At 39.2% G+C, this 26,579-nt stretch carries 28 protein-coding genes and 1 pseudogene; 17 read left to right on the top strand and 12 right to left on the bottom strand.

Annotated features, from left to right (window positions below):
• Positions 1-56: 56 nt before the first annotated feature.
• Entirely contained in the window at positions 57-488 is a 432-nt protein-coding gene (locus F896_RS10150; RefSeq protein WP_016163642.1) for a hypothetical protein, read from the top strand.
• A 44-nt stretch (positions 489-532) separates the two neighbouring features.
• Here the strand turns inward: F896_RS10150 and F896_RS10155 are convergent, their stop codons facing one another.
• From F896_RS10155 to F896_RS10170, 4 genes are all read right to left on the bottom strand, one after another.
• Positions 533-1,258, bottom strand: coding sequence for a sulfite exporter TauE/SafE family protein (locus F896_RS10155; protein WP_016163641.1), 726 nt, complete (start codon positions 1,256-1,258; stop codon positions 533-535).
• Between the two features lie 163 nt (positions 1,259-1,421).
• Positions 1,422-2,210 (bottom strand): DUF4882 family protein, encoded by a 789-nt coding sequence (locus tag F896_RS10160; protein ID WP_016163640.1) that lies wholly within the window; start codon positions 2,208-2,210, stop codon positions 1,422-1,424.
• Positions 2,211-2,366: 156 nt separating this feature from the next.
• A complete protein-coding gene (locus F896_RS10165; RefSeq protein ID WP_004807234.1) occupies positions 2,367-2,576 on the bottom strand; it encodes a hypothetical protein in 210 nt (69 codons plus the stop codon).
• 48 nt (positions 2,577-2,624) lie between these two features.
• A complete protein-coding gene (locus tag F896_RS10170; protein ID WP_016163639.1) occupies positions 2,625-3,218 on the bottom strand; it encodes a LysE family translocator in 594 nt (197 codons plus the stop codon).
• A gap of 365 nt (positions 3,219-3,583) precedes the next feature.
• On the opposite strand from F896_RS10170, the gene F896_RS10175 reads away from it, so the two are divergent.
• Both F896_RS10175 and F896_RS10180 read left to right on the top strand, forming a co-directional pair.
• The gene (locus F896_RS10175; protein ID WP_032882376.1) at positions 3,584-4,027 is read left to right on the top strand and encodes a BLUF domain-containing protein; all 444 of its coding nucleotides are present in this window, start codon (positions 3,584-3,586) and stop codon (positions 4,025-4,027) included.
• Between the two features lie 199 nt (positions 4,028-4,226).
• Positions 4,227-4,544, top strand: a complete 318-nt coding sequence (locus F896_RS10180; protein ID WP_016163637.1) for a DMT family transporter — start codon at positions 4,227-4,229, stop codon at positions 4,542-4,544.
• Between the two features lie 208 nt (positions 4,545-4,752).
• Here the strand turns inward: F896_RS10180 and F896_RS10185 are convergent, their stop codons facing one another.
• From F896_RS10185 to F896_RS21235, 3 genes are all read right to left on the bottom strand, one after another.
• Positions 4,753-5,337 carry a lysozyme gene (locus tag F896_RS10185; protein WP_016163636.1) on the bottom strand — a complete coding sequence of 195 codons (585 nt, stop codon included), beginning with the start codon at positions 5,335-5,337 and terminating at the stop codon, positions 4,753-4,755.
• Positions 5,338-6,255: 918 nt separating this feature from the next.
• Entirely contained in the window at positions 6,256-6,681 is a 426-nt protein-coding gene (locus F896_RS10190; protein WP_016163635.1) for a hypothetical protein, read from the bottom strand.
• A 129-nt stretch (positions 6,682-6,810) separates the two neighbouring features.
• Complete coding sequence (locus F896_RS21235; RefSeq protein WP_016163634.1) at positions 6,811-7,092, bottom strand: hypothetical protein; 282 nt, start codon at positions 7,090-7,092, stop codon at positions 6,811-6,813.
• A gap of 799 nt (positions 7,093-7,891) precedes the next feature.
• Between F896_RS21235 and F896_RS10200 the strand changes: the two genes are divergently transcribed.
• The 3 genes from F896_RS10200 (at position 7,892) to F896_RS10210 (ending at position 10,029) form a co-directional block, all read left to right on the top strand.
• Entirely contained in the window at positions 7,892-8,161 is a 270-nt protein-coding gene (locus F896_RS10200) for a YARHG domain-containing protein (RefSeq protein WP_004807247.1), read from the top strand.
• A 97-nt stretch (positions 8,162-8,258) separates the two neighbouring features.
• Entirely contained in the window at positions 8,259-8,672 is a 414-nt protein-coding gene (locus tag F896_RS10205) for an HIT family protein (RefSeq protein WP_016163632.1), read from the top strand.
• Between the two features lie 253 nt (positions 8,673-8,925).
• A complete protein-coding gene (locus F896_RS10210) occupies positions 8,926-10,029 on the top strand; it encodes a porin (RefSeq protein ID WP_016163631.1) in 1,104 nt (367 codons plus the stop codon).
• A gap of 108 nt (positions 10,030-10,137) precedes the next feature.
• Here the strand turns inward: F896_RS10210 and F896_RS10215 are convergent, their stop codons facing one another.
• Complete coding sequence (locus F896_RS10215) at positions 10,138-11,016, bottom strand: LysR family transcriptional regulator (RefSeq protein ID WP_016163630.1); 879 nt, start codon at positions 11,014-11,016, stop codon at positions 10,138-10,140.
• Positions 11,017-11,161: 145 nt separating this feature from the next.
• Here F896_RS10215 and speB point away from each other — a divergent pair, with 145 nt between their 5' ends.
• The 3 genes from speB to F896_RS10230 are packed head-to-tail and all read left to right on the top strand — an operon-like array spanning position 11,162 to position 15,056.
• A complete protein-coding gene (speB, locus tag F896_RS10220; protein ID WP_016163629.1) occupies positions 11,162-12,124 on the top strand; it encodes an agmatinase in 963 nt (320 codons plus the stop codon).
• A gap of 52 nt (positions 12,125-12,176) precedes the next feature.
• Entirely contained in the window at positions 12,177-13,493 is a 1,317-nt protein-coding gene (locus tag F896_RS10225) for an MFS transporter (protein ID WP_016163628.1), read from the top strand.
• Between the two features lie 57 nt (positions 13,494-13,550).
• Positions 13,551-15,056 carry a purine-cytosine permease family protein gene (locus tag F896_RS10230; protein ID WP_016163627.1) on the top strand — a complete coding sequence of 502 codons (1,506 nt, stop codon included), beginning with the start codon at positions 13,551-13,553 and terminating at the stop codon, positions 15,054-15,056.
• Positions 15,057-15,124: 68 nt separating this feature from the next.
• Here the strand turns inward: F896_RS10230 and F896_RS10235 are convergent, their stop codons facing one another.
• Both F896_RS10235 and F896_RS10240 read right to left on the bottom strand, forming a co-directional pair.
• Positions 15,125-15,739 (bottom strand): YidB family protein, encoded by a 615-nt coding sequence (locus tag F896_RS10235; RefSeq protein WP_004653391.1) that lies wholly within the window; start codon positions 15,737-15,739, stop codon positions 15,125-15,127.
• A 118-nt stretch (positions 15,740-15,857) separates the two neighbouring features.
• A complete protein-coding gene (locus F896_RS10240; protein ID WP_016163626.1) occupies positions 15,858-16,319 on the bottom strand; it encodes a DUF6231 family protein in 462 nt (153 codons plus the stop codon).
• 37 nt (positions 16,320-16,356) lie between these two features.
• Between F896_RS10240 and F896_RS10245 the strand changes: the two genes are divergently transcribed.
• The gene (locus tag F896_RS10245; RefSeq protein WP_016163625.1) at positions 16,357-17,226 is read left to right on the top strand and encodes a DUF2797 domain-containing protein; all 870 of its coding nucleotides are present in this window, start codon (positions 16,357-16,359) and stop codon (positions 17,224-17,226) included.
• A 41-nt stretch (positions 17,227-17,267) separates the two neighbouring features.
• Here F896_RS10245 and lpxB read toward each other — a convergent pair whose 3' ends face one another.
• Positions 17,268-18,446, bottom strand: a complete 1,179-nt coding sequence (gene lpxB, locus F896_RS10250) for a lipid-A-disaccharide synthase (RefSeq protein WP_171069661.1) — start codon at positions 18,444-18,446, stop codon at positions 17,268-17,270.
• 248 nt (positions 18,447-18,694) lie between these two features.
• Here lpxB and F896_RS10255 point away from each other — a divergent pair, with 248 nt between their 5' ends.
• The 5 genes and pseudogenes from F896_RS10255 (at position 18,695) to F896_RS10270 (ending at position 22,926) form a co-directional block, all read left to right on the top strand.
• On the top strand, positions 18,695-18,988 hold the full coding sequence (locus F896_RS10255) for a hypothetical protein (RefSeq protein WP_016163623.1): 294 nt from the start codon (positions 18,695-18,697) through the stop codon (positions 18,986-18,988).
• Positions 18,989-18,990: 2 nt separating this feature from the next.
• Positions 18,991-20,007, top strand: a pseudogene (locus F896_RS0119810) (PepSY-associated TM helix domain-containing protein); the annotation flags it as partial.
• 70 nt (positions 20,008-20,077) lie between these two features.
• Positions 20,078-20,965, top strand: coding sequence for a sulfite exporter TauE/SafE family protein (locus F896_RS10260; protein ID WP_032882200.1), 888 nt, complete (start codon positions 20,078-20,080; stop codon positions 20,963-20,965).
• A gap of 118 nt (positions 20,966-21,083) precedes the next feature.
• On the top strand, positions 21,084-22,175 hold the full coding sequence (locus F896_RS10265; RefSeq protein ID WP_004807288.1) for a 3-deoxy-7-phosphoheptulonate synthase: 1,092 nt from the start codon (positions 21,084-21,086) through the stop codon (positions 22,173-22,175).
• A gap of 148 nt (positions 22,176-22,323) precedes the next feature.
• Positions 22,324-22,926 carry a LysE family translocator gene (locus tag F896_RS10270; RefSeq protein WP_016163620.1) on the top strand — a complete coding sequence of 201 codons (603 nt, stop codon included), beginning with the start codon at positions 22,324-22,326 and terminating at the stop codon, positions 22,924-22,926.
• A 24-nt stretch (positions 22,927-22,950) separates the two neighbouring features.
• Here F896_RS10270 and F896_RS10275 read toward each other — a convergent pair whose 3' ends face one another.
• Complete coding sequence (locus F896_RS10275) at positions 22,951-23,760, bottom strand: AraC family transcriptional regulator (protein WP_016163619.1); 810 nt, start codon at positions 23,758-23,760, stop codon at positions 22,951-22,953.
• A gap of 128 nt (positions 23,761-23,888) precedes the next feature.
• On the opposite strand from F896_RS10275, the gene F896_RS10280 reads away from it, so the two are divergent.
• Together F896_RS10280 and F896_RS10285 are read left to right on the top strand one after the other, a co-directional pair.
• Positions 23,889-24,392: a hypothetical protein gene (locus F896_RS10280; RefSeq protein ID WP_016163618.1), complete on the top strand. Its 504-nt coding sequence runs from the start codon at positions 23,889-23,891 to the stop codon at positions 24,390-24,392.
• A 73-nt stretch (positions 24,393-24,465) separates the two neighbouring features.
• Complete coding sequence (locus tag F896_RS10285) at positions 24,466-26,577, top strand: TonB-dependent receptor (RefSeq protein WP_016163617.1); 2,112 nt, start codon at positions 24,466-24,468, stop codon at positions 26,575-26,577.
• The last annotated feature ends 2 nt before the right edge of the window (positions 26,578-26,579 follow it).

The raw sequence follows: 26,579 nt of genomic DNA, 5'->3' as shown, positions 1-26,579 counted from the left end.
CTCTTAACAATGAAAAATTTTCATGGAAATATTAGATTAAAGACATGAGTAATAAAATGGCATCTTCTACGAAAAAATTTACTAAAGCTGGCTTTATTTTTTCTTGCTTAATTTGTTGCAATACAATCAATGCTCAACAAAAAATGCTTGCAAAAACAGAAAACACCTTAGGTTGGACAGGTCTAGAAATAGAGAAGGTTTTATTTCAAAACGGGGGAAAAGTCGATATTAGAGAATTTGATAAAAGGATGAAAATTTCTGTTGATAAATTTAAAGCATTTCATGAATCTAAAATATCGTCTGCGAAATCAAAAGAAGAAAGGTTTCAAGCTGAGTGCGACTATTTATCAGATGCAAAAAATATTCTGGCAATTTACCTTTCTTTATATCCAAAACTTTTGCAACAACCTGATGCTAAACCCATTTTTTTACAATCTCGAGAATACCTTGCTCATTTTGAAAAAAATAACATCAAGTGTATCCACTAATCTTTGACTAAAAATTTGTGCCAAACTTTCACAACGTATAAGTGCTAGTGTAGAAAAATAGAGAACAACATAGAGCTACCCGCAATCAACAACATGAGGTCAAACATAAGATTAAAAGTCCTGTTGGACATGCTTAATACAAAGGTTTTACCAATATAATTGCCAATAATTAAAGAAATACCTACTGCAACCCCAGCAATTAAGATATTTTGCTGTAAAACACCTAATGCCCCAAAAGTTAGGCTTTTTGTCAAGTAAATTGCAAAAGAAGCCGCTGCCTCAGTTGCTAAAAGTCCTCCTTTTATTAATCCAAAACCATTAAAAATTGGCAGTAATAAAGGCCCTGTTGAAAACACAATACCCGTAATGTATCCAAGCACACCACCTGCAACGACCATTTGCCAAGCATTCAAAGTAAAATTACGATGCTTTGCATAATGCCGTATTGGTATAAGAAATAAGAAAAATAAACCAATACATAGATTAGAAAGAAATGGCGACATGACCCAAAGCGTATTGGCTCCCAATACTGTTGCTGGAATACCAAGACTGACAAACAATAGAAAGGCCCTGATATTGAGCTCTTTACGCCACATCACAACACGAGAAATATTGCCCATGATTGAGGCGATTGCCATAATTGGAACGGCAAGCTTCGCTCCAAATATATAAGCCAGAATAGGCAATAAAATAATAGATGACCCCGTACCAACTACACCACTAATCAAGCCCGAGAGAACGCCAATCAAGGCTAGTGCAACATAGATCATAGAATACAGTACAAAGATAACTCCTTCGATTCTATAATATTTTAACTACTAAATTAAACCGTTTGGTTAAACTCTATACCCTGTTGATTGGTCATTCTCTACCACAAAACAAATTAAATCAGATGATAAGTCCTCCTAAAAAAGCGCTTGAAGGAGGTCTAATTTAAAGCGTTGTTCCACAGATATCCTTTGTTCCTGTAGGGTAAGTATTTGAAAGTTTTGTATGATCAGTAATAAACTCTATAGATAAATTTTGTCCAACAACAGATGCCGATGTCGCTATAGTTCCAGTACCTCCACCGGCCATAAACGATAAAGCCGATCCACTATTGTCATAGCCAGACACATAGCCTTTATTTACACCGTTAAAAATATATCCGATCTGTTTACTGCTTTGATTAACATAAAATCCAAAGCTTTGATAACCATCAAGAGTATTTTCAGGCTTCAAACTCAACACCCCAGTTGACTGCGTTCCACCATTAATCATAAGTAGAATATTATTATTTGTGTTCGTTGGCTGACCATTGACATGGACGATAGCGATACTAAATACATTCTGATTGCCATTGGTCGCAGCAATCTGAATAGGGAAAAAAGTAATTGTTTCACCCGCTGGTAAAACATAAGTTGGGATTTTCAACTTAACTTCAAAAGCAACCGTTCCAAGGGTTGCGATAGCTTTATCTCCAGATACATCTTGAAAGGCGAGATTTGGATTATTAATTTTGTTATTGGCGAAAGCGTTACTCATCGCCATATAAGACTTTACAGTACTGGTTGGTTCTACGCTATAACTTGCTTTTGCTCCTAAGATGCTCGGAAATCTGGTCATCGTAGCATCAATTTGTGATAATTGTGTCTGCGTTGCATCTAAATCATAGTCGCAAGCCGCAAAAGTGCTCCCTGTAATCATTACACTAACAATGGTCCCTAACACGATCTTTTTCATTTATTAACTCATTTTTATAATTGAAAAAACAGTATACATTCTTAATTAAATAAGTGATTAAAAACAGATAAATGGACCTAATTCGAATTAACATTATGAGGAAAAGACCAATAAAAAACCATGCCTAGGCATGGGTTCACCTTACAGACTGTGAAACTACACAGCCCCGACATATCGATAAATACTGCCGTCTTTGGGATTTTCAAAGAGTAAATCCATATTCGGTAGAAGAATCTCCCCTTCAACTTCAATGTGTTCAATTCGTTTAAAGAAGGGAATTTCTTGATCATTGACAGCTTTTACTTTGGCTGTCGCGATCTTCTCGGCCTCAAATTGATCCTTTACCTTAATTTTTATAGTGTTCATTAAAAACTCCAATTTTTTAAATTTTAAATACAACAGCGAAACGAAAATTTAGAACGATGAAATAGCTGAATAAGCCAACGGCATCGCAAAGAAAGTTAAAACAAATGCTGCTGAACGTTGTAAGCTACGTTGATTCAGCCAAGATATTTTGTTGGAAATTAAAACAGATCCAAAAGCAATCCATAAAAAAGCAATTGGAGTGATTAGTGCTAAGAACGTTCCCATATGAGCAACATATTCATGTAGGTTGAGCCAAGCAGTGTGTGGAAAAATAGCTGAAGCAAATAATAAAGCTTTAGGATTAAGTAAGGTTGCTACAAACAAAGCCCTAGAGGTAATCAAAGGTTGATCCAAATCTAACTCTTTTGTTGAAGTAATCCATAACTTAATTGCCAAATAGATAATAAAAGTCGCACTCAGTAACTTAATTAGCGGTGGTAGCCAAGGCACATAGTATGAAACAGACTCAAGTAAAAAGCCCCATGTCGTAATGGCAATAAAATAACCAATAACCTCTGCAGGGATCAATTTAAGTGAACCTTTAATACCTGTTTGGATTCCTGATGAAGCCAATAATGTATTCGTTGGACCTGGTGTTAGTAAGATCGTAATGATCAAACCAATAAATAGAAATGACACCATAGACAAATACCTTTGCTCAGTTTCGCAAACGCAATATGGCAAACTAAATCTAGTCTTGTCGACAAATTGGTTGTAACGAAAAATATTATTTTTATTTTTTTACATTATAAATCAGTACTTTATTTTATTAAAAATTTAATTCAGAACTTAATCAACTTCTCGGAAAAATGAGATAAAAATCACATTTTCTTAATAATTCCATGTAGATAGCAAAGCCCTAGTTCACATAATATTTCAATGCTCAATAAAAGCTAATAAATAAAATTAAAGGATGAAATCTGCTTACTTGGTTACAGACTAAAGTATACAAAGTATTGTTTTTTCTATATAACATGAGTTCAACCTTCAAAATGAGCATACCCATGATGAAGTCTGTAAGGCTTTTATACGTTAGTAAAATTAAGAATATTGACTCGAACTTAAAAAAAGATTTGATTAAAATCCTCGATGAAGCTGTAGACTTTAATTATCGTAATGATATTAGAGGTGTTTTATATTATGGTCATGGCTATTTTGTACAATGCTTAGAAGGCCAAAAGAGCATCGTTGATGATTTGTTTTATAACAAAATTGTGAAAGATGAACGCCATATCAATTGTGAAATTCTCTATTACACTGAATGTGAGAATCAATTTTTTTCACAATGGTCTATGAAGTTTTCACCTGTTAACCAGAACATTTCAGACTTTTTCATGAAATACCATTTAGAAGAATTCAATCCTTATCTGCTAACGGCTGAAACAGTTGAGAAATTTGTTTCTGTTTTAGCTGGTGAACCTGAATATGATGTACAAGCGTATGTTTCGTGAATGAATAGATTATTCATTCACGTTAAATATCTAGAAGTACCCTTACCAGATAAATTTTACCAATCGGAATAAAACTTAACAAAAAAAAAATTGAATGAATTACCCATTAGTGCTTATATGTGCTGTGAAGAGGACGACCTCTTTATTCAATTTTCAAGCTTTAGGACGACCTAAATTATTAATAAAATGAGGTGTCGAAATGGCTTGGGCTTATTTAATTTTAGCTGGTATTTTTGAAATCGTATGGGCATATTCTATGAAAATGTCTGACGGTTTTACCAAGCTTACTCCCAGCATCATTACTCTTGTCTTCATGATTTTAAGTTTCGGTTTACTGGCTGTCGCTATGAAGACATTGCCTTTAGGCACAGCTTATACGATTTGGGTCGGAATCGGAGCTGTTGGTGCCTTCCTGATTGGAATATTCTTCTTACATGAACCTATGGGTTTTTTACGCCTATTAGCTGCAGCATCTATCGTATTCGGTGTAGTATTGATGAAAGTGACAACACCCTAATTTTCAATTGTATAAGGCCCTCAATTGAGGGCTTTATACTACAGAATTCAATTCTAATTTTTACTTATTTTAATAGGTATAAAATAAGCAATAGCCAAATTACAAAACCAACTGTGAGAATGTAAGAGGTTAATAAAATCAGATAGATGGTAATCTAGTATATATTTCTGTAAGAAATTACAAGTTTTGATCCATGTACAAGGCTTGATCATTTTCTTAAAAACAACGCCCTCTCAGCCTCCCGACGGCGAACTAATCCTTTTAAGACCTTACCACCACCTTTATTCCAAACCAAAAACTGGTCTGCCGCATCTTGGTAAGCTAGTGCATTCAAATACTTTAGCAATGTCGAATTTTTAAAAGCATTGCTGCCGATGTTGTATGCTAATGAAACCAGAGCATCGAATTGATGCTGAGAAAGTGGAACAGTGACAGCTTCATTTATAGCCTTTTGAAAATACTTTAAATCATGTTGAAAAAAAGTCTTTGCTTGCTCTAATGTACAACGATCCCCTTGCTTAACTCGAACACCAGTTGGATAAACTGTGGTGCCAAATCCGATAGACCACACACCAACGCCATCGTCATAGGCATGTAGCTTTAAATCCTCAAAGCTTGTAATAAGATTGATACCATGAGCACTTATAGACATTTCAATATCAAAGGCTGCACCTAACATATCGCCGGTATCATAAACAGTTGCAACATTCATTTGCTTATCTTTAGCATCATTCCGTTTTTGGGGGCGCCTAACATCAATGAGCTTGCGGAAATAATCCAAGATAGTCTTCATGATTCCTCACTTACTATTTTCACATCATTCGATCTAACCAAATAAATCCACAATATCATTCATAAAGATTGAAAACCGTATATTAACGCTAAATACATCAAAGCACTGACAATCCTTAACGTTTAACATTTGCATTACATCATCTCTAACCAATCGATCTAAACGTATTGAATGTAACAATACTCTGAATAATCACAATGTCTCTTTAATCAACGTTACTCATAGCCTGCCGACCAATCTTCATTTAATTGCCTTCAGCCAACATACTAGCTAAAATTACGCTTGCAGGAGCAAGGACTTCCCGATGGATGTATTCGTACTTCACAGGGTTCCTGCCGTTGGGCCAATTTTAAACGGGTCTGCTTCCACAAAGGTAACGCCTTGGGAAACCTAAAGAACGAAGGACGCCGCCCCTAACAGCTTTTTTTATAGCTGAGTAGGATAAAAGAATCATGGTCACAGTGAAATCTTTATTAAAAGCCCAAACTATGGGCTTTTATTTTTTAATCTTTAACAATTTTTCCTTATTATTCAATTTGATACAACAAAATCACCCTCGATCTCCACTTTCCATACTTTAAACTGCATAGCAAATTCAGAATTATATACAATTAAAAAGCCCACTCAATGAGTGGGCTTCCCCTTAATTCTTTTTGCGCTGAATGAAGGTTATTGTTGTTTAGTTATTATCAAACAACAAGGCAAATATAGATAAAAGTGTGATGCAAATCAACAAATTTATGCTTATTTTAAGAAAATTTTAAAGCTGAACTACATAATGAGTGATTGTAGATCGGTTTAGGCAAAACTTATTTCTTCTTGTTTAACCCGGCTATAAGCGCGAGAGAAGCATTCGCTAATCATAAGCACTAGAACTAAAAAAGCCCACCTTTCGATGAACATTTAAACGGACTGAACTTATTCTCCAACAGGAACTGACAATTTAAGCTGATTATTTTTTTGCTCTAAAGGCATATGATTTTGCTGGGTAATTTTTTGTTGATACTCTCGGTCTGAGATCACGCCTCGATTTCGAGCCTTCTGCAATGAGTTTAACTGTTGCTCATATTCATGTGCATTTAAAGCATGGGTATCATTATTTTTTAGAAGATATTGAGATCGTTCAAATGGGCTCATATTAGATGTATTTGACCGAGTTTCATACGTCTTAGCCGCATTTACATCACGCTGATTTAGACGATCTTGCTCTTGTTGCTTTGCTGACTCAAAAAAATCAACATGCTCACGACTTTTGATCTCATATTCAGGTGTGTCATTTTTTAAGATTAAAAGTGATTGAGGCTTATTAAACAAATCATCAGCACTATACACAGAAACAGTCACAACTGAATTTATAAGAAATATTAATATTTTTTTTCATCAAGTATACTCAATATAAAATAAAGAAAGACAAGGATATATTTTATAATTTCTACACAATTCTTTCAAATTTAAACACTAAAAACCAAATCATCAAGAATCTTGCCGGTAAGCAATTTTATCCATTCTATTGGTACAATACTTATATTTCTCTTCTTTGTTTTCAATACCGACTGTATGAACACATGAACAAAAAAGTAGTACTTTGTTATGCTCAATGCTGCTTGGTACATCCACCCCATAACATTTACTGTCAATTTCGCTTAGTCGGGGCGCCATAATCCATTTACCTGAATAAAAGGGATAGCCGAGCCCACCTATAACAATAATGATCAAGATAAGGATAGGAAGGTTACTTTTAATATATTTCAACATTTTTCATATTCTTGTTAAAAAGCTTAGTTTTCGATGGCACTTAGGTAATAAATTAGAAAGCCACCTTATAAAACAATATAAATATCAATTAATTATACTTAAATCTCAGATACCTCTCAATCAAAAGATTAGAATTACTTCCAATACAAGTCCTGTATTCACTATAATAGCCGTGCAGGAGCAAGGACTTCCCAATGGTTGTATTGATACTTCACAGGGTTCCTGCCGTTGGGTCAGTAATTTTACTCCCGTTACCAGTAACCAGTCTCTGGGTAGCCGAAAGAATGAAGGACGCCACCAAAGGCTCACTAAATCGTGAGCCTTTATTTTTTAATCCGCGTGAATCTTATATTACTCATTCTAACTATTCTGAATAAAGCATTCTCTATTCAACTTTTATGATTTCAAATCCATTTACAATCTACATTATTTATTCTGCAATTGAACAAGACACAACCCACAACATCATTTACATTTTAATTTGTTAAAACTCATATGGCAGCAATCAATATATAAATAAACCTTTAAAAAGAGCGAAATACCGCAAAACAAGCCATTTAATGTACAATAAAAATCATCTTAATCAGTTGTTTTATATAAAATTATAATAAAGCTCTTGATATATAAGGCTTTTCCATATTATAAGGATAAATTATGGAGTAAACTTACACTCGTACCATACAGTTTCATTGAAATTTCATTAATAAACCTTATATTGGTATATACGTAGCGATCAAGCGCCATATGGATCTACTTCATACAGCATTGATTTATACTTTTTTGATTAGAGGAACACCTCATGAATAAGTTAATGGTTGCGGTTTTTGCTGGCTTAATAACCCTTACAGGTTTTAGTGTACAAGCTGCAACACCAGAACAAGAATGTAAAAAGTTACAGGATGACTCTAACTTGATCTATGCATCTAAAGGATTCTGTTTTAAAGACGCTGATGCTAAAGCGAAGTTTGGTAACGAAAATTGCCATACGACTAAGCCAAAGTTTTCTGATAAAGAACAACAACGTCTTGATGAAATCAAAGCTCGTCAAAAAGAGCTTAACTGCAAATAAGCAGCCAAATATGGTGTTTTAAACACTCCAATTCACTCTCTGATCATGGAGAGTGAACTATATTACTGAAAAAATAAGCCTATCTAAAGGATGAATCATGGCATACGATGACCAAAATATTTTTGCACGAATCCTTCGTGGTGAATTACCTGCAATCAAAATCTATGAAGATGATCAGGTTCTCGCGTTTATGGATATCATGCCCCAAGCAGATGGTCATGCTTTAGTGATTCCAAAGACACCAGCAGTTACCTTATTGGACCTCCCTGCCGATGCGGCTGCATATACCATCCAGATTGTGCAGAAAATTGCCAAAGCAATGGAAACGGCCTTAGATGCCAAGGGTATCGTACTTATGCAGCTTTCAGGTGCAGCAGCGGGACAAACCGTCCCCCATGTACATTTTCATCTGATCCCTAGTTCGGTGCATGAACTTGGTCGCCATGCAGTAAAAATGGGTGATCAAGAAAAAATTACTGCACTCGCTGAAAAAATCAAAGCTGCACTTTAAGTTCTTATTTTTATAAAGACGGAGTTTTTACTCCGTTTTTTTTGTTTGCTAATTATATAAAAAACAATAAGAAATATAATTATTACTAAATATGAATCGTCATCAAACTGTCATTTTTCTTTCACTTGTCTGTCACAAAGTTTACCGATACTGCATACAAGTCAGTGAGCTATGTAACTTTATGTACATAAGCAAGCTCATAACAGTAACTAAGGCATCAGCCATTTACAAAAAGTGTTTTGGAGAAATCTCAATGAAAAAATTGCTTCTTGCTGCTACTGTAGCAACTTTAGCCATGAATGCAGCGCAAGCAGCACCAACATTGTATGGTAAGCTCAATGTGACTTTAGATCAAATTGATAAAAATGGCTTTAAAGACGAAAGCGTAACAAAAGTAAACTCAAACGCTTCTCGTATCGGGGTAAAAGGTGAAGAAAAACTGACTGATAACCTTTCAGCAGTTTACTTAATTGAATGGCAAATCAGTGCAGATGGCGACGGTGATGTATTTAGTAACCGTAACCGTTATGTCGGTATTAAGTCAGATGGTATCGGTACTTTAAAAGTAGGCCAACATGACTCTTACTTTAAAAATGCTGCTGGTAACAACCAAGATATTTTTAACGATCACAACGAACTAGATATGACTAAAGTTTTAGTTGGTGAAGATCGCTTAAAGAATGTGATTGCGTTTGAAACTGATAAAAAATTACTCGGTGGCTTAGCATTCAACATTATGTTCCAACAAGGTGAAGAATCGTCTGCTGTAAAAAATAATGCAAAAGGCCAAAAAGGCAGCCGTGATAGCTTTGGTGACGGTGTTTCAACCTCTCTTACCTATGAAAACAAAGATTGGGGCTTAGCGGCTGCTGTTGCTGGTAACTTTGGTGTTGCTTCTAAATATAATGCTTATAGTGACTTAAGTGGCGACAATAGTGTTTATTCAGATGCAATCCGTGTAACTGGTTCTTTAGACTTAACAGCAGCTGGTGTTAATGGTTTAGTGCTTGGTGCATTATGGCAGACAGCTCAACCAACAGACGATACTGTTGCAGTAACAAGCGGTACTCCAGCTGTTGTAACCTCTTATAAGGGCTTACAAGAAGATGCATATGGCGTAACAGCTGCATACGTAATCCCTTCTACTCCTGTGAAGTTAAAAGCAGAATATATCTCTTCTACAACTGAAGTGAATGGTCGTGATGATCGTAAACAAGATCTTTACGGTGTAGGCGCTGATTATCAAATCAACAAACAAACACGTTTCTACGGTGTTGTAGGTCAACAAAAACGTGATTGGTTAGTGAAAGATGATAAGAAAACAACCATCGGTTTAGGTATGGAATATAACTTCTAATTTGAAGTTACCTCCTATCTTATAAGAAAAAGGGCGATCTTGATCTGCCCTTTTTCTTTTTGTATTGCATTCACAGCAGTTCTATATTTTTTGGTTCGAGGACTCTTATCAAAAAAAGCCTTTAATAATCTTCCTGAAACTCTGAATAACAGGATCTTTAGTTCTGCCTCGCCTAAAAATTAGCGAAAATGGCGCTGCATAACCAAATGTTGCTGGAAGTAATACTTTTAGACGCTGTTGTTCCACCCAATATTGGGCAAAGTGCTCAGGCAAATAACCGATATATTGTCCAGATAAAATAAGTACCAACTGTGCTTCCATCGAATCAACCGTAGCAAAAGAATGTTTAAATCCTTGTTTTGCCAATTCCGTATGACTCCAATAACCACGACTGACCATTTTTTCACGCCGAATGATTTCTGCCGTTAGACCTTGCTGCTTATATAAGGGATGCGTGTCACTACAAAACAACCATTGCTGTTCTTTGTGCAAGGCTTGATACATCACGCCATTCATTTTCAGAAAAAAAGATCCAATTGCGACATCAAAACGATTTTCCAAAATCCCCATTTGCAGCTCATAAGGCGATTGCACCTGCAATTTAATATAAACATTCGGATTCTGTTCTGAAAACTGTTGGATGATTTGATCTAAAGGGATATTCCGATCTGTCACCATGGAATCCAGCATCCCTATTTTAAAGGTACCCGTCAGTTCCCCCTTAATCTGAGCTGTATGTCTGGAAAAATTATCTAACTCATTGAGTATGCGCTTGGCTTCCTGAAAAAACATTTCACCTTTTTGAGTTAATGCAAAACCACCACGTCCACGTTCACATAACTTGAAACCGACCATATGCTCCAATTGGGTCATATAGGTACTGATTGCCGAGGTTGATAGATTAAGTTCTTGCTGGGCATTTGCAAAACCTTGATTCTTCACAATACTGACAAAAATTCGAACTAACTTGATATCCATATGTGTCATGGCTTTTATCTCAATCCTCCCTTTGCCTCACTTCATCTTAAAACATTCTTGTAAAACTTAGTTTAGAAAAATCAAAACTAAGTTTTTAAAAAATAGGATTTAACCCTGTTCCAAGCTGATCAATAAATAAGAAAAGGAGAAGCAAATGAACAAGCGTTTAAATCAACCACTTGGTGGCAATGAAATGCCTCGTTTTGGTGGTATTGCCTCAATGTTACGACTACCAATTGTCGATAATGATGCAGGTTTGGCCGAACTGGATGCGGCTTTTATTGGGATTCCCCTAGACATTGGTACATCTTTACGCTCAGGTACCCGTTTTGGCCCTCGGCAAATCCGTGCCGAATCGGTCATGATTCGCCCATATAACATGGCAACTGGCGCAGCACCATTTGATTCACTCAATGTGGCTGATATTGGTGATGTCCCGATCAACACCTTTAATTTGACAGAAGCAGTGCGCATTATCGAAGAACATTATGATCGCGTACTGGCCCATCCTATTATTCCGCTCACCATTGGTGGTGATCACACACTGACCCTTCCAATCCTGCGTGCGATTCATAAAAAACATGGGCCTGTTGGTTTGGTTCATATTGATGCACATGCAGACGTCAATGATGAGATGTTTGGTGAAAAAGTTGCACATGGCACCACTTTTCGACGGGCTGCCGAAGAAGGATTACTTGATTGTCAGCGCGTTGTGCAAATTGGTTTACGGGCTCAAGGCTATAGTGCAGATGACTTCAATTGGAGTCGACGACAAGGCTTTCGCGTGGTTCAAGCAGAAGAATGCTGGCATAAATCACTCGCCCCCTTAATGGAGGAAGTAAGAGCACAAGTTGCTGGAGGTCCTGTGTATTTATCTTTTGATATTGATGGGATTGATCCTGCTTGGGCACCAGGTACAGGAACCCCTGAAATTGGTGGCTTGACCACGATTCAAGCCATTGAAATTATTCGTGGCTGTCAAGGATTGGATCTGATCGGCTGTGATTTAGTCGAAGTCTCTCCACCTTACGACACCACAGGCAATACCTCATTACTTGGTGCGAACCTGCTGTATGAAATGCTATGCGTACTCCCTGGAGTGAAGATACGCAAATAATTTCCAGCGATAAAACAAGAAAAACATATGGATAAATATAGGCCAATAAGGAATGAAAAAAGATCAATCAAAACGGGCTGCCGCCGCAGCCTTTGTGGGTACAACTATTGAGTTTTATGACTTTTATGTTTATGCCACAGCTGCAGCTCTCGTGCTCGGCTTGGTATTTTTCCCTGAAACTGATCCTGTAACAGGGACATTGGCAGCTTTTGCAACCTTTGCTGTCGGTTTTATTGCCAGACCAATTGCTGCCGTTATTTTCGGACATTTAGGCGATAAATTAGGTCGCAAAAAAATGCTGCTATTTACCATGCTGCTGATGGGATTGGCCACCACTGGAATCGGCTTGATTCCCAGCTATGGGCATATCGGAATTTGGGCACCCGTTCTTCTGATCGTACTACGCTTTTTGCAAGGCTTGTCAGTCGGTGGTGAATGGGGTGGCGCAGTGCTAATGGCCAGTGAACATGCTCCTGCCCATAAAAAAACTTTTTTCGCCTCTTTTGCCCAAATGGGCAGCCCAGCAGGTTTGATTCTGTGCCTTTTGGTCTTTAAAGGTATTACGTCTTTGGATGAACAATCCTTACTGAGCTGGGGCTGGCGCGTGCCCTTTTTACTCAGCTTTATATTTATGCTGATTGGCCTAGCCATCCGTCTAGGAGTAGAAGAATCCCCTGAATTTAAACAGATGCAAGCCAAGCAAGAAATAGCCAAATACCCTGTCAAAGAGTTGCTTAAAAACTATTGGCCTCAAGTGGTTTTTGCTGGACTGGCGATTACCATTGGGACAGCAGGTTTCTTTTTCACCAATACCTTTATGATTAGCTATGTCACCCAATATATGGCTATCAGCCGCCCCACGATTTTAGATGCATTGTTTTGGGTCACCCTATTTGAATTTTTAGCCATGCCAATTGCAGCTTGGTATGCCAGTAAAGTGGGGACACATCGTTTTCTGTTCTGGGCTGCAATCCTCTGTATCGCCATTCCATATCCAATGTTTATGTTGGTCAGTACTAAAAATATCTATTACATGGTGTTGGGTATTACGCTTGCGGTCATTGCGCTGTCTTCTTTATATGCTGTTGTCGCTGGCTTTATGGCGGAAGCTTTTCCTGCACATGTCCGTTATTCAGGTATTTCCATTTCCTATCAAATGATTGCGGCAATCACCAGTGGAACCACCCCCATCATTGGAACTTTGTTGGCTCAACATTATGCAGGCCAATGGCTACCTTTGGCGTTCTTATTTAGTTTCCTTTCGCTGCTGTCCCTCATTGGCATTTGTGGCATTACCCGACTAAGACAAAAGCAACGCTCTCAGGAACAGGCTGAACAAAAGCACATCAGCCCCAAACAAGCCGCTTAATGGATGAGCAAACAAGTAAACCTGAATCTGATAAATGGATATTAAGAGTAGTGCATTATGCATAGAGATCGTTCTAAACAGATTACAACAATCGAAAGTTATGGTATCGAAGAAATACCTGCACATGCCCGTACAGCAAGCCCTTTTGATCTATTTCGTTTGAGTTTTGGTGGTGCCAATACCTTTTCGACCTGTGTCTTAGGCAGCTTCCCGATTGTATTTGGTCTTTCTTTTCAAGCTGGATTCTGGGCAATCTTGTGTGGGGTTATCTTGGGGGCTTGTATCTTAGCGCCAATGGGAATTTTTGGTGCACGTACAGGAACCAATAACGCCGTGGCTTCTGCTGCCCATTTTGGCGTACATGGCAGGATTGTCGGCTCATTTTTATCCTTACTTACCGCTATCGCATTTTTTTCGCTCTCCGTGTGGAGTTCTGGCGATGCACTGATTGGTGCAACCCAACGTCTATTTGACGGTTCTTATCAAAGTAACTGGCTATATGGATTGGTCTATAGTGGCTTTGCCTTATTGGTGCTTACGATTTGCATCTATGGTTTTCGCTTTATGCTGCTCGTCAATCGAATCGCCGTAATCGCCTCAAGCCTGTTATTCTTTTTAGGTCTATTTGCTTTTTCCAAGCAATTTGATTCAACTTATGCGGGACAAATTCAATTCGGACAAGCTGGATTTTGGGCAGCTTTCACAGGCGCCGCATTGATTGCGTTCAGTAATCCAATTTCCTTTGGTACCTTCCTCGGTGGCTGGTCACGCTATATTCCTAAAGAAACAGCCTCCCATAAAATCATGGCAGCTGTGTTTGCTTCACAGCTTGCAACCTTAATTCCTTTTCTTTTTGGCCTAGTCACCGCCAGCATTGTTGCTAACAGTGTTCCCGTGTTTATCGAACAAAATAATTACATCGCTGGGCTCATTCAAATTGCCCCAACTTGGTACTTTATTCCTCTGTGTCTGATTGCACTGATTGGTGGTTTATCTACCGGAACTACAGCCTTGTATGGTACAGGTTTGGACATGTCGAGTCTTTTTCCAAAGTCACTCACGCGAGTAAAAGCCACCATCTGGGTCGGTCTATTGTCCATCCTATTTATTTTTCTAGGTCGTTTTGCAGCGAATCTGACTCAAAGCGTCATGACTTTTGCCACCCTTATTGTGGTGTGTACCAGTCCATGGATCATCATTATGATTATCGGATTTATCACCCGTAAAGGTTACTATAAAAATGATGATTTACAGGTGTTTGCAAATGGCCTAAAGGGTGGCGTTTACTGGTTTCATCATGGCTGGAATTGGCGTGGCATCATCGCATGGATACCCAGTGCGGTTATCGGTTTATGCTTTGTGCATTTACCAGATCAGTTCATTGGTATTTGGGGACATTTATTCAACGGTCTTGATCTGAGTTTACCGATCAGTATCACACTCGCAGCACTGCTTTATATTTCACTGCTCAAACTGTTCCCTGAGCCAAGCACTGTATACAGAGCAACATCTAGCGCGGAAAAGATCAAGCGGCAATGCAATAGATCATTGCTGTCAGAATAGCAATGATGCAGATATATAACTTAGAAAAAAGCCTGCTCAAGAGAACAGGCTTTTTCGCATCGGATTTTTTACTTTTTAAGGAAGCCACTCACCAAATTCAACACTTGCTGAATATCTTGATTCGCTTCTTGCGGATTGGTACTACTGCCTTGCGGTGTTAAAGAATCAATTACTTGCGGTAAAACTGAAGCAATTGCACCATAAATGGCTTGTTTCGGTGCTTGAGTTTGTTGAGCAACTTGTTCTACATCTTGGTCATCAAATAAACTTTGAATATTTTGCTCTGGCACATCTTGTGCGTTTTGTTGCTGTGGATCTACCCAGCTTTGCACTTGATTCGATAAACCCGCATTTTTTAGTTTATCCAATGCACCTTGTAAACCGCCTTGTTTTTGAATCCAAGCTAACACCAATGGTAAAACTGCAATCAATAAAGTTTGTGCGGTATTACCACCCGTTGCATTACTTTGGGTTGAAGTATTTCCACCACCCAATTGCCCTAAAACTGAACCCAAAATTCCACCCAAACCACCTTGCTGACTTTGGGTATTTTGCTGTTGCCCACCAAGTTGACCTAAAACAGAACCTAAAATTCCACCCAAACCACCCGCTTGGCCGGATTGTTGCTGACCGCCTAAAGCTTGCTTTGCTAAAATTTCAACAATGTTGGTTAAATCAGTCATGACTTAAACTTTCCTTTGGAATTATTTATCCAAAAAGCATACGCTGCTTTGAAAGCACAAAACAAAGTTAAATTGTTAAATTTTGCAAGAACTTGCAACCCTTTCTCATCTGATTATTTTACCAACGAAATTTATTCCAGTTCTCAGGGTTTGCCCAGAACTTGGAGTTAAACCAGTCAGGTACATGCTTATAAGTCAAAATATTAAATTGCCATAAAGCAAAATCACTGCCGTGTGTGGTTTTATCAATCAACTGAGTAAAGCCAAGCGAACGCAATAATTTTTCATCACTCAGTTTGCTGACCACGACAATTCGTTTTGCCATCAGGTCACGTAACTTCACCAACAGCTGTGATTTTTGTGTTTCAGTGATGTTTTGCATTTCTTCTGTATCAAATAATACAAAACCTAAATCATAACGCTGCGTAAATGGCAGACTTAAAAAGTCAGTTACGTTAAAATAATGCCATTGAATTGAAGCATTTTGGTCAATCTGCTGACCTATACAAAGTGCAGTATGAATGGGCTGTTCTTGAGATAAATCGTCTAGCATAGAAGTGATGACATTTTGTTCAGCCATAACTGCAACCCTTGATTGAAAAGATGAGAGTTTATTAATGGAACTACAAGGCATTTGTCATAAAATGCATGCAGCGCTCAAAACGCATAGTGTAACTGATCAATCAACAAGCAAGGCAAATGTTGAATATAAATTTATATTAGATCGTTCAGAAACTGACCTTCCTTTTGTTTTAGGTCAAGAAATTGAGATCGAATGGACTGGCAATATCTTTTGTACCTCTTGTGGCGCAAAAACACCAAAGTCTTATTCGCAAGGTCATTGTTTTAAATGTTTTAAAACCAAGGCCGAATGTGACCTGTGCATTATGAAACCTGAAACCTGCCATTATCACTTGGGAACCTGTCGTGAAGACCAGTTCGCACATGATGTTTGTTTCCAGCCACATATTGTGTATTTGGCCAACTCAAGTGCCTTAAAGATCGGGATTACCCGTATCGTCAATATGCCGACCCGTTGGTTAGATCAAGGGGCAACGCAAGCTTTACCCATTATGAAAGTCGGTTCACGTCGTTTGTCTGGGCATTTAGAAACTTTAATTGGTACACAAATCGCAGATAAAACCGACTGGCGCAAATTGCTGAAAGGTGAAGCTGAACCTTTAAATCTGCTTGAGCAACGTGATCAAATTCTTGAAGAATTCGCTCCGAAAATTCAAAGCATCCGTGAAGAATTCAATCAAAACCTTGAATTTAACGAAAGCTTGGAATTCTTGGAAGATGAACCGCCACGTGAATTTATCTATCCTGTTGAGCATTATCCTGAAAAGATTAAATCGCTGAATTTGGATAAAACGCCAAAAATTCGTGGTGTATTGCAAGGGATCAAAGGTCAATACTTATTATTTGATATTGGTGTGATCAATATCCGTAAATATACGGGTTACGAATTGATTCTTCGTGCTTAAACAATTCCAGAAAAAAGGTGGCTTAATTGCCACCTTTTTATTTATCCTGCATTCAGACAATTGAGAATCGCATGTACTGGATCTTCGGTATTACCCGAGATCAACTGTTTATGCATGCTCAAATGTTGCATCATTTGAATATGCGCCGTTTCATGATCCATTAATTTTTCAATTTCAGTGGCTAAATGCTGAGGCGTTGCATCAGCCTGAATCAGTTCCTCAATCACTTTCTTGCCTGCAATAATGTTTGGCAATGAATAATACGGAATTTTGACCATGAATTTCGCAATCAGATAAGTCAGCCAGTTCAACTTATAAAAAGTCACCATTGGACGATGCAATAACATTGCTTCAAGTGTCGCTGTACCAGAAGCCAAAGCGACGATATCACTGGCATTCATCACCATACGACCAATTTTTGACTCGGCATCGCTATTTTCAAGTACGTGAATTTTAGATTTCAGACTCGTATCTAGATTTTGAATGCCCTGTTCAATCTGATGCTTGCGCGCATCATTAATTGCAGGGATTAAAAACTCGAGATCAGGATGCTTACGATGAAGAATTTCAGCAGCACCAGTGAGCAATGGCAGCAATCGTTCAATTTCACCACGACGACTTCCTGGTAATAAAGCAATATGAGTTTTATGCGCAGACAAGCCTAATTGGTGCTTGGCTTCAGTAATTGGATTTTTTAACGGTAGTTGCTTTGCCAATGGATGCCCAACAAAGGCAGCGGTAACCTCATAATTTTCATAAAAGGTTTTTTCAAATGGAAATAAACACAGAACCAAATCGATACTGCGTTTAATGCCATAAACACGACCTTGACGCCACGCCCATACCGATGGACTCACATATTGCACGGTTTTTATGGGTAAATTCTTTTCTTTAATAGTTTTAGATAGACGTAAGTTAAAATCTGGTGCATCAATACCAATAAAGATATCAACGGGATGCTCGGTCCAACGTTCAACTAGACCATCACGCACAGCAAACAGCTTTTTTAAATCTTTAAGGACTTCAACAATTCCCATCACCGAAAGAATTTCCATCGGATAATAGCTATGAAACCCCTCTGCGATCATTTGCGGGCCACCAATCCCTTCAAATTCAGCATCGATGCCTTGTTCGCGAAAACTGCGCATGAGTTTCACTCCTAGAGTATCTCCAGAAACTTCCCCCACCACGATACCAATTTTTAGTTTTTGCTTTAACAAGACCCACGCCCCACAGAAATGTTTAAATGATTCTAACAGAATGATTTTACATCGAATCACCCTAAACTGGGCAAATTGTTCATGATTGGTGAAAATCAGTTCTGATCTAAGATGGCATTTATTATTCAAAATACAATCTAGATTTACGATGAATGAAGAATTGATTGAGATTCAGCTAAGATTTAATATAAACAAGAATCATTTCCATATGTGATTTATTTCTCCCTTCTTTCGCTTCAAGATCCTTTATGGCTAAATCTGCATCTATTTCGCTTGTCTATCGACTGAGCATTTTCTATCGCTTTGTGCTGAGCTTTGTTCTTGGCTACGTGTGCATGATGTATTTGAGCCTCGGACTCGGTTCATTGTTTAGTCATCTATTAGACAAGGCAGAGGCAATCTATCTTGCAGCATTTATTTCAATTCTCTTTTATCTGGCCTTTATTATTCTGAGTTTTTGTGCACATTCATTGTGGAAACTTAGCTTGATCAGTCTGATTTTGACCGGCGCTTTGTTTGGCTTATCTGTGGGTTTAAATTAAAAATGCAAAATAAAGGCGTTCGCCAATCAATGGCATGGTTGCATGCGTGGACAGGCTTAATTTTTGGCTGGCTTTTATTTGCCATTTTCCTGATGGGCACCAGTTCCTACTATCGCCATCAGATTAACCTATGGATGCAACCACAGCTGGCTCAATATCAAGTCAATCAAGATACAGCGATTCGAACAGCAACCGACTATTTAGCCAAGAATGCAGCAGACGCCAAATCATGGTTTCTCGATATTGCCAATCATGAAGAACCTGTTAATAAAATGTACTGGCAACAAGCCAGCGGTGGCTATGAAAGCCGTAGTTTAGATGCCAATACTGGTCAAGAGCTTAAACTTTCAGCGACCCAAGGCGGAGATTTCTTTTATAACTTTCATTTTCAGCTCTATGGTGTTCCCATCATGGTCGGACGGCTGATTGCCTGTCTTGCCGCGTTTATTATGCTGATTGCTTTGGTCTCTGGAATTATTACACATAAGAAGATCTTTACCGATTTCTTTACCCTCAGAACCTTTAAATCGCAGCGCTCATGGTTGGACTTTCATAATGTCTCCTCTGTACTGGCATTGCCCTTTTTCCTCACCATTACCTTTACAGGATTGGCGATTTTCTTCTATCTGTACTTGCCTTGGGGCATGCAAAAGCTTTATCCAGAGAATCCGTTTCAATATTTCACTGAGATTAGAACCACTGAAAAAAGCACGACACATCAAGCTGAACCTAAAAAAGCAGAGATGTTGCCCATTGGCAGCTTATTAGAAAAAGTAAAACAACAATGGGGAGATCAAGCCTTAGCATCGATAGAGGTCAAAAATCCCAATACAGACCAAGCCATTATTACCTTTAAACAATTGGAAGATCGTTCGATTACCTTAAATCAGGCGCAAATCACCTTTGATGGACAAGGTCATGTATTGGCTAATACCCGAAATGAAAGTGCTGTTGCGACCTTAAATGCAGGTGTTTATGGCCTACATATGGCGACTTTTGCTCAGCCGATACTGCGCTTTATTCATCACAACGAGTTATCTGAAAAAAGCATAAGATATGCTGATTTTTGCATAATTAGGCATATTGTCGATGTTTGGTCCTATAGAATTTATTATGGCTGGGGTATTGGTTGGCTTCTGTGTCGGTATCACAGGTGTCGGTGGTGGTTCATTAATGACCCCAATCCTGATTAGCCTGTTTAAGATCGAACCGCATATTGCCATTGGTACTGATCTACTTTATGCCTCAATCTCTAAGTTCTGTGGTTCAGTCGTTCATGCCAAAAAACTGAATATTGTCTGGCCAATTGTACTTTGGCTGTCTTTGGGCAGTATTCCAGCCTCTTTCGCAACCTCTTGGGTACTTGAACATTATCTCAGTCAATCCACCCATTATAAAGCTGTACTAACCATGGTTTTGGGCTTTATGTTGACCTTGACTGGTATTTCAATTGTGTTCCGTACTCAAATTGAAAAGTTCTTTGACAAATTCCGTAACCGTGAACAAGCGGATATGGAAAGTGAACAGCATGCATTGCAACACAAACGTCATTACATTGTGATTATGGGTATTGTGCTCGGTATCTTTGTGACCTTGTCTTCTGTAGGCGCAGGTGCTTTCGGTATCATGGCTTTAGTGCTTATGTTCCCAAACCTTCCAATGATCCGTATCATTGGCTCAGACGTAGTACATGCAGTATTACTGACAGCCGTTGCTGGCCTAAGCCATATGTCTTCGGGCAATGTCGACTTTACGCTGTTAATGTGGTTATTGGTGGGTTCAATTCCAGCCATTATTGTCGGTACACTCATCAGCTCACGTATGCCAGAACGATTGATCCGTAAAATTTTAGGCATTACTCTATTTGCCTTAGGTGTGAACTTTATGGTGAACCCAATTAAAGCGAAACCAAAACCTGTTGAAACACACCAAGCTGTTGTGGTTCAGCAAACAAAGCATGTAACAACAACTGTTTAAGCGTTGTAATGCCGATTATTTCTACATAAATTATGCTTTTCGCTAGTTAATCAATCGGCATTTCATGCTATATTCGTAGACAAAATAACCTTTTCTTTCGATTGAATTTGTGACAGCAATGAATACTCTACAGTCAAATCCAGTTTCTCAGCCAGATATCGACGACGTTAATATTAAAAGCATTCAAACTTTGATTACCCCAGCAGAACTGAAAGCTGACCTCCCTTTATCTGATGCTGCTTCTCAAACTGTGTTACAAGGGCGTGCAACTGTACGCAACATTTTAGATGGCAACGACAAACGCTTGTTTGTCGTGATTGGCCCTTGTTCGATTCACGATCCTAAAGCTGCACATGAATATGCTGACCGCCTCAAAGTTCTCAGCGAAAAAGTAAAAGACACTTTATATCTAGTAATGCGTGTTTATTTCGAAAAGCCACGCACCACTGTTGGTTGGAAAGGTTTAATCAACGATCCAGACATGAATGACTCTTTCAATATTGAAAAAGGCTTGCATATCGGTCGTGGATTATTAATTGATTTGAATGAAAAAGGTTTGCCATGTGCAACCGAAGCACTTGATCCAAACTCACCACAATACTATCAAGACTTGATTTCATGGTCTGCGATTGGCGCACGTACCACGGAAAGCCAAACTCACCGTGAAATGTCTTCAGGCTTATCATCACCTGTTGGCTTCAAAAACGGTACAGATGGCGGTTTAACCGTTGCGACCAATGCGATGCAATCTGTTAAACATGGTCACAGCTTCTTGGGCCTGAATGAAAGCGGTCAAGTTGCGATTATCAATACCAAAGGTAACCCTTATGCACACGTGGTATTACGTGGTGGTAATGGCAAGCCTAACTATGATGCAACTTCAGTTGCTGAAGCTGAAGCTGCTTTGGCAAAAGCCAAAGTTAGCAACAAGATCATGATTGATACCAGTCATGCTAACTCAAACAAAGACCCGTACTTACAACCTTTGGTTTTGAAAAACATCACGGAACAAATCCTTGATGGCAACAAATCAATTGTTGGGATCATGGTGGAGAGTCACTTAAAAGGTGGTCGTCAGGATATTCCTGAAAACCTGTGTGATCTTGAATACGGTAAATCAGTGACTGATGGCTGTATCGATTGGGAAACCACAGAAAAAGCATTACTCGAAATGCATGAAGCATTAAAAGACGTATTACCAACGCGTTAAATCGATCTTTTAACTGCAATGAAAACAGGCTCATAAGAACCTGTTTTTTTGTTCGTCAATTCAGCGAGCTTGCACAAACGTACAATACAGCCCGTAGCACTTTGCCCTATTTTGATCATCCTTTGTTATTGATTCATTTAGGTTGATCATGGAAATTTTTCTTTATACCTTAAGTGTGATGTACAGCCCTGGTCCTGTGAACTTTATGGGATTAAATGCCGGTCTAACAGGACAGCTCTCCCGAACATTGGGCTTTTTTGCAGGTGTGGGCTGCTCCATGCTGATGCTATTTGTTGTATTTGGTTATGCAGGCGCAGCATTGATTCCCCATGCGTATTTGCATTTTATTGCCTTGATCGGGGCGATTTATACCTTTTATATCGCCTATAAAATGATGACGGCACATACCGAATTAAAAACAGATCAAACTCAGCACAAAGCCCTCAGCTTTTGGAATGGTTTCTGGATTCAAAGTCTGAATCCTAAAGCAATTTTAGTGATTTTACCTGTAACCACCATTATGTATCCTGCTGCACATATTACAGGTAGCTTGATCCTGATTGTTTCACTACTGATTTCTCTCGGCGCAGCTGGTGCTCCGTTGCTTTATTCATTTGCAGGATCAGTCATTGGTAAAAAATTAAGCAATCCAATTTGGCTCAATTATCTGAATAGAGTATTGGGAATCTTCTTGATTGTTTCGGGTCTATTTATGCTGAGTGATTTCTTAAAAGGTATACATCTTATTTAAAGCATTTTTAGTTGCAAGCACCGCTTATTTCTGACGTGTATAAATCTCTTTCCATCTTGCTGGGGTAATCCCAAAAGCTTTGCTAAAATGCCGCGTCATATGGCTTTGGTCAAAAAAACCAGCAATGATGGCGGCCTGCGTCAGCGACTCTCCGTACATCAGACATCTTTTCACGATATCTAATCGGCGCATGGTCATATAACGATGCGGACTGGTGCCATATAGCAGTCTAAAATCACGAGAAAGACTCCAGCGATCACGTTGTATATTCTGTTCTAAATCATCCAAACTGATGTTCTGATCAAGTGACGCGTGAATAAACTCTCTGGCCCGTTCCGCCGCAACATAATCGTAGCGTTGCCGCGCGCGTGGTGGCTGACCTGCAACTTCATACAAGGTTGTCGCCAAATCATACAAAGCATCTTCTTCTTCTAAAAGATCCAAAGGATCCTGCATATTTTGCAAAAGTGTATGGGTAACACGATACAGGCGTGGATCATCACTCAGCCCATGTTTGAAAAAAGGCAGAGGCTTACCCTTCATGATCTTTTGAATCAATGCAGGTTCGACATACATCATTCGGTAGTGAAAGCCTTCTTGAGTCCCCGCACTGCCATCGTGTTTTTCATCTGGATGCAACACCATGGTCATGCCTTGTTGGCTATGTCGGACTTCACCACGATAATGAAAACTTTGCACACCAGACAAGGTTCGACCAATCGCAAAGGTATCATGTTGGTGTGGTTCATACGCACGATCAGAAAAGAAAGCTTCGATTCTTTCCAAACGATCGCTCTCAGAAGCCCGTACAATCCAATCGGAATGATTTGCCATTTTTGACACGCTGATCTGCCTATAAATTATTGAATTCAGCAGTCTCAGAATACCTCAATTTTGCTTTGATCTATAAGTCATTTTTTGATTATACTGCTGCCACATTTCTCCTACGACGTATCGCTGATATGAAGTCCAGTTTTCGTCAACATTTGCTTAAGTGGCGTGCCTATTTTGGCGCGATTACTTTGCTATGTTTACTCTGGCATATCTTCTTACCAACGATGGTCCATACAGGCGTCGTACCTGCACTTTATGCAATGCCAAGCCATTGCCAAGTCACAGAAATTCAAAATGTCTCGTTGATGTCACAGACGCATTCAGGTCATCATCAACATAGCATGCACGACATGCATCATGGACCGAAGCTACAGCATGCCAAACATGCTCAGCTCAGTGAATATGCACAACACGTATATGCACTGGCGAGCCAAATCATGAAGCATTGTCCTTTATGCTCACATGGTTTAGATGCCGCTGCGATCGTCCCGCTGATTGCATTCATTATTATATTTCTACTGGCTTGGTTCAGTCGCGTTCGCTGCCTGTGCCATACGTGGACAGAAGATCTGCACATCGCCCGCATCTTCTATATTTTTCCAATCAAACAAGCCCCGCCACTGGCTTTATAAATCGCAAATTTTACTTCGTGCCCCGTAAATAACGGTGGTGCGTCCTTAGTTATTGCTTTTTATAGAGTTCAAAATGAATACTCAATTCCGTTTGTCTGTATTAACGGCTGCGTGCCTGTCTGTTGGCTATAGTTCTGCTACTTTTGCTGAAACTGCACCGTCTGATACGACCAAAACCTTAGCCACCATTGTTGTCACCGCAAGTCGTGAAGGTGAATCGATTAATAATACCCCTGCTGCGATTAGTAAAATTAATAGCAAGGACATTGAAGATAAACATGCAACCTTTGTTGGGCAGGTGCTGAATCAAACCCCAGGTGTGTTAATGAATGACTTGGGCAATGAACAGCATATGATGTCTATTCGCCAACCGATTACCACAGCAGCCGTTTATCAATATTTAGAAGATGGTGTTTCGATTCGTCCCGTGGGTGTGTTTAACCACAATGCCTTATATGAAGTGAATTTAGCGGGCATTGATAGTATCGAAATTTTACGCGGTCCTGCCAGTAGCCTTTATGGCAGCAATGCGATTGGTGGAACTATTAATTTCCTGACCAAAGCGCCAAGTGCGACAGCAACAGCCGATCTGGGTATCAGTGCCAGTTCTGAGGGATATCGCCGTGTCGATGTGGGTGCATCGAATACCTTTGATAGCGAATGGGGTGAGCATGGTTTAAGACTTTCGGCCTATACCAGTGATCGTGGTGATAGTTGGCAAGATCATGCTGAAAGCAACAAGCAAAGTGTGACGCTTAGACACGACTGGCGCATCTCTGATGCTACACAAATCAAAAATATTGTCAGTTATAATCATTTAAAAGCAGATATGACAGGTAGCTTAAATCTGGATGATTATCGCAAACGCTCTGGATACAGCTACCAAACCTTTACCTATCGTGAAGTCGATGCCACACGACTTTCTTCTCAAATTAGTCATCAATGGAATGAGCAGCAACAAAGCCAAGTCACTTTATATTATCGAGACAATACCACTGAGCAAAACCCAAGTTATAACATCCGTACTGATGTTAAAAATGGCACACCGACTGGCACTTATAGTGGACAAACCACCTATAACGCCTTTCAGTCTTATGGTTTAAATGCTCAGCATTCTGCTACATTTGATCAGGTCAAACTGATTGTTGGTGCGATGGCTGACCATTCTCCCAACCAAGCCCAAACCAATCATATTCAGGTATTCCGTGACCCGAATACCTTGGTGTATACCGGTTATCAACAACGCCAGCGCTTGCGCGACTTCAATGTTGACGTCAATAACCAAGCTGTCTATGCACAAGCCAATTGGCAAGTTTTACCGACTTTAAATTTAGTCGGTGGTGCACGCTATGACTGGATTAGTTATGACTATGAAAATAAGTTAATCCCATCAAAAACCACAGGCGCACCGAATGAAAAACGTGATTTTCATAAAGCCAGCCCTCAAGTTGGTTTTGTCTGGAACATCACGCCAGCAATTGATCTTTATAGCAATTGGTCACAGGGTTTTGTACCACCAGAGGTGAGCAGTTTATACGGGGCGAATCTGGTGACACCTGACTTGAAAGAAGCCACATTTAATAATATTGATGCAGGTCTGCGCTTTAAATTATTCGATGATCGCTTAGATGGTGAGATCACCCTATATCGCTTAGAAGGCGAAGATGAAGTGATGAGCTATACCAAGCCAGATAACACACGCGAGCCACGCAATGCAGGCAAAACCTTACATCAGGGAATTGAAATTGGGGGAACATGGAAACTCAGTGATTTATATGATCAGCGTTTAAAACTCTCAGGTAGTGTGGCCAAACATGAATATCAGCAGTTTCAACCTTCGAGTGTCTTAGATTATAGCGGCAACACCATGCCAAGTGCCCCTAAAACATTTGGTACGCTTGAATACCAAATCAAGCCAATACCTGAGCTATTACTTTCTGCAGAAGCGGTTTATGTCGGCGCTTACTGGATTAACGATGCCAATACGGAAAAGTATGATGGCCATACTTTGCTGAATCTACGTGCCAACTATCGTAAAAATGCCTATGAGGTCTTTGGGCAGATTTTTAATGTGACAGATGTGCATTATGCAGAAAGTACCTCGTTTAGTAATAACCAAGTCAGCTATACACCAGCTGCACCACGGACTTATTTATTAGGCTTACGCTATCATTTTGGAAAATAATC

It is taken from the genome of Acinetobacter genomosp. 15BJ (assembly GCF_000400715.1).
Lineage (GTDB): Bacteria > Pseudomonadota > Gammaproteobacteria > Pseudomonadales > Moraxellaceae > Acinetobacter.
The sequence above is the reverse complement of the archived record's forward strand: the minus strand, read 5'-3'. Positions and strand labels throughout refer to the sequence as shown.

Excerpts from the sequence above, each read along its gene's own strand:
- F896_RS10150 (WP_016163642.1), top strand. The coding sequence starts at position 57 with ATGGCATCTTCTACGAAAAAATTTACTAAAGCTGGCTTTATTTTTTCT.
- F896_RS10155 (WP_016163641.1), bottom strand. The coding sequence starts at position 1,258 with ATGATCTATGTTGCACTAGCCTTGATTGGCGTTCTCTCGGGCTTGATT.
- F896_RS10160 (WP_016163640.1), bottom strand. The coding sequence starts at position 2,210 with ATGAAAAAGATCGTGTTAGGGACCATTGTTAGTGTAATGATTACAGGG.
- F896_RS10165 (WP_004807234.1), bottom strand. The coding sequence starts at position 2,576 with ATGAACACTATAAAAATTAAGGTAAAGGATCAATTTGAGGCCGAGAAG.
- F896_RS10170 (WP_016163639.1), bottom strand. The coding sequence starts at position 3,218 with ATGGTGTCATTTCTATTTATTGGTTTGATCATTACGATCTTACTAACA.
- F896_RS10175 (WP_032882376.1), top strand. The coding sequence starts at position 3,584 with ATGAAGTCTGTAAGGCTTTTATACGTTAGTAAAATTAAGAATATTGAC.
- F896_RS10180 (WP_016163637.1), top strand. The coding sequence starts at position 4,227 with ATGGCTTGGGCTTATTTAATTTTAGCTGGTATTTTTGAAATCGTATGG.
- F896_RS10185 (WP_016163636.1), bottom strand. The coding sequence starts at position 5,337 with ATGAAGACTATCTTGGATTATTTCCGCAAGCTCATTGATGTTAGGCGC.
- F896_RS21235 (WP_016163634.1), bottom strand. The coding sequence starts at position 7,092 with ATGTTGAAATATATTAAAAGTAACCTTCCTATCCTTATCTTGATCATT.
- F896_RS10200 (WP_004807247.1), top strand. The coding sequence starts at position 7,892 with ATGAATAAGTTAATGGTTGCGGTTTTTGCTGGCTTAATAACCCTTACA.
- F896_RS10205 (WP_016163632.1), top strand. The coding sequence starts at position 8,259 with ATGGCATACGATGACCAAAATATTTTTGCACGAATCCTTCGTGGTGAA.
- F896_RS10210 (WP_016163631.1), top strand. The coding sequence starts at position 8,926 with ATGAAAAAATTGCTTCTTGCTGCTACTGTAGCAACTTTAGCCATGAAT.
- F896_RS10215 (WP_016163630.1), bottom strand. The coding sequence starts at position 11,016 with ATGACACATATGGATATCAAGTTAGTTCGAATTTTTGTCAGTATTGTG.
- speB (WP_016163629.1), top strand. The coding sequence starts at position 11,162 with ATGAACAAGCGTTTAAATCAACCACTTGGTGGCAATGAAATGCCTCGT.
- F896_RS10225 (WP_016163628.1), top strand. The coding sequence starts at position 12,177 with ATGAAAAAAGATCAATCAAAACGGGCTGCCGCCGCAGCCTTTGTGGGT.
- F896_RS10230 (WP_016163627.1), top strand. The coding sequence starts at position 13,551 with ATGCATAGAGATCGTTCTAAACAGATTACAACAATCGAAAGTTATGGT.
- F896_RS10235 (WP_004653391.1), bottom strand. The coding sequence starts at position 15,739 with ATGACTGATTTAACCAACATTGTTGAAATTTTAGCAAAGCAAGCTTTA.
- F896_RS10240 (WP_016163626.1), bottom strand. The coding sequence starts at position 16,319 with ATGGCTGAACAAAATGTCATCACTTCTATGCTAGACGATTTATCTCAA.
- F896_RS10245 (WP_016163625.1), top strand. The coding sequence starts at position 16,357 with ATGGAACTACAAGGCATTTGTCATAAAATGCATGCAGCGCTCAAAACG.
- F896_RS10255 (WP_016163623.1), top strand. The coding sequence starts at position 18,695 with ATGGCTAAATCTGCATCTATTTCGCTTGTCTATCGACTGAGCATTTTC.
- F896_RS10260 (WP_032882200.1), top strand. The coding sequence starts at position 20,078 with ATGTTTGGTCCTATAGAATTTATTATGGCTGGGGTATTGGTTGGCTTC.
- F896_RS10265 (WP_004807288.1), top strand. The coding sequence starts at position 21,084 with ATGAATACTCTACAGTCAAATCCAGTTTCTCAGCCAGATATCGACGAC.
- F896_RS10270 (WP_016163620.1), top strand. The coding sequence starts at position 22,324 with ATGGAAATTTTTCTTTATACCTTAAGTGTGATGTACAGCCCTGGTCCT.
- F896_RS10275 (WP_016163619.1), bottom strand. The coding sequence starts at position 23,760 with ATGGCAAATCATTCCGATTGGATTGTACGGGCTTCTGAGAGCGATCGT.
- F896_RS10280 (WP_016163618.1), top strand. The coding sequence starts at position 23,889 with ATGAAGTCCAGTTTTCGTCAACATTTGCTTAAGTGGCGTGCCTATTTT.
- F896_RS10285 (WP_016163617.1), top strand. The coding sequence starts at position 24,466 with ATGAATACTCAATTCCGTTTGTCTGTATTAACGGCTGCGTGCCTGTCT.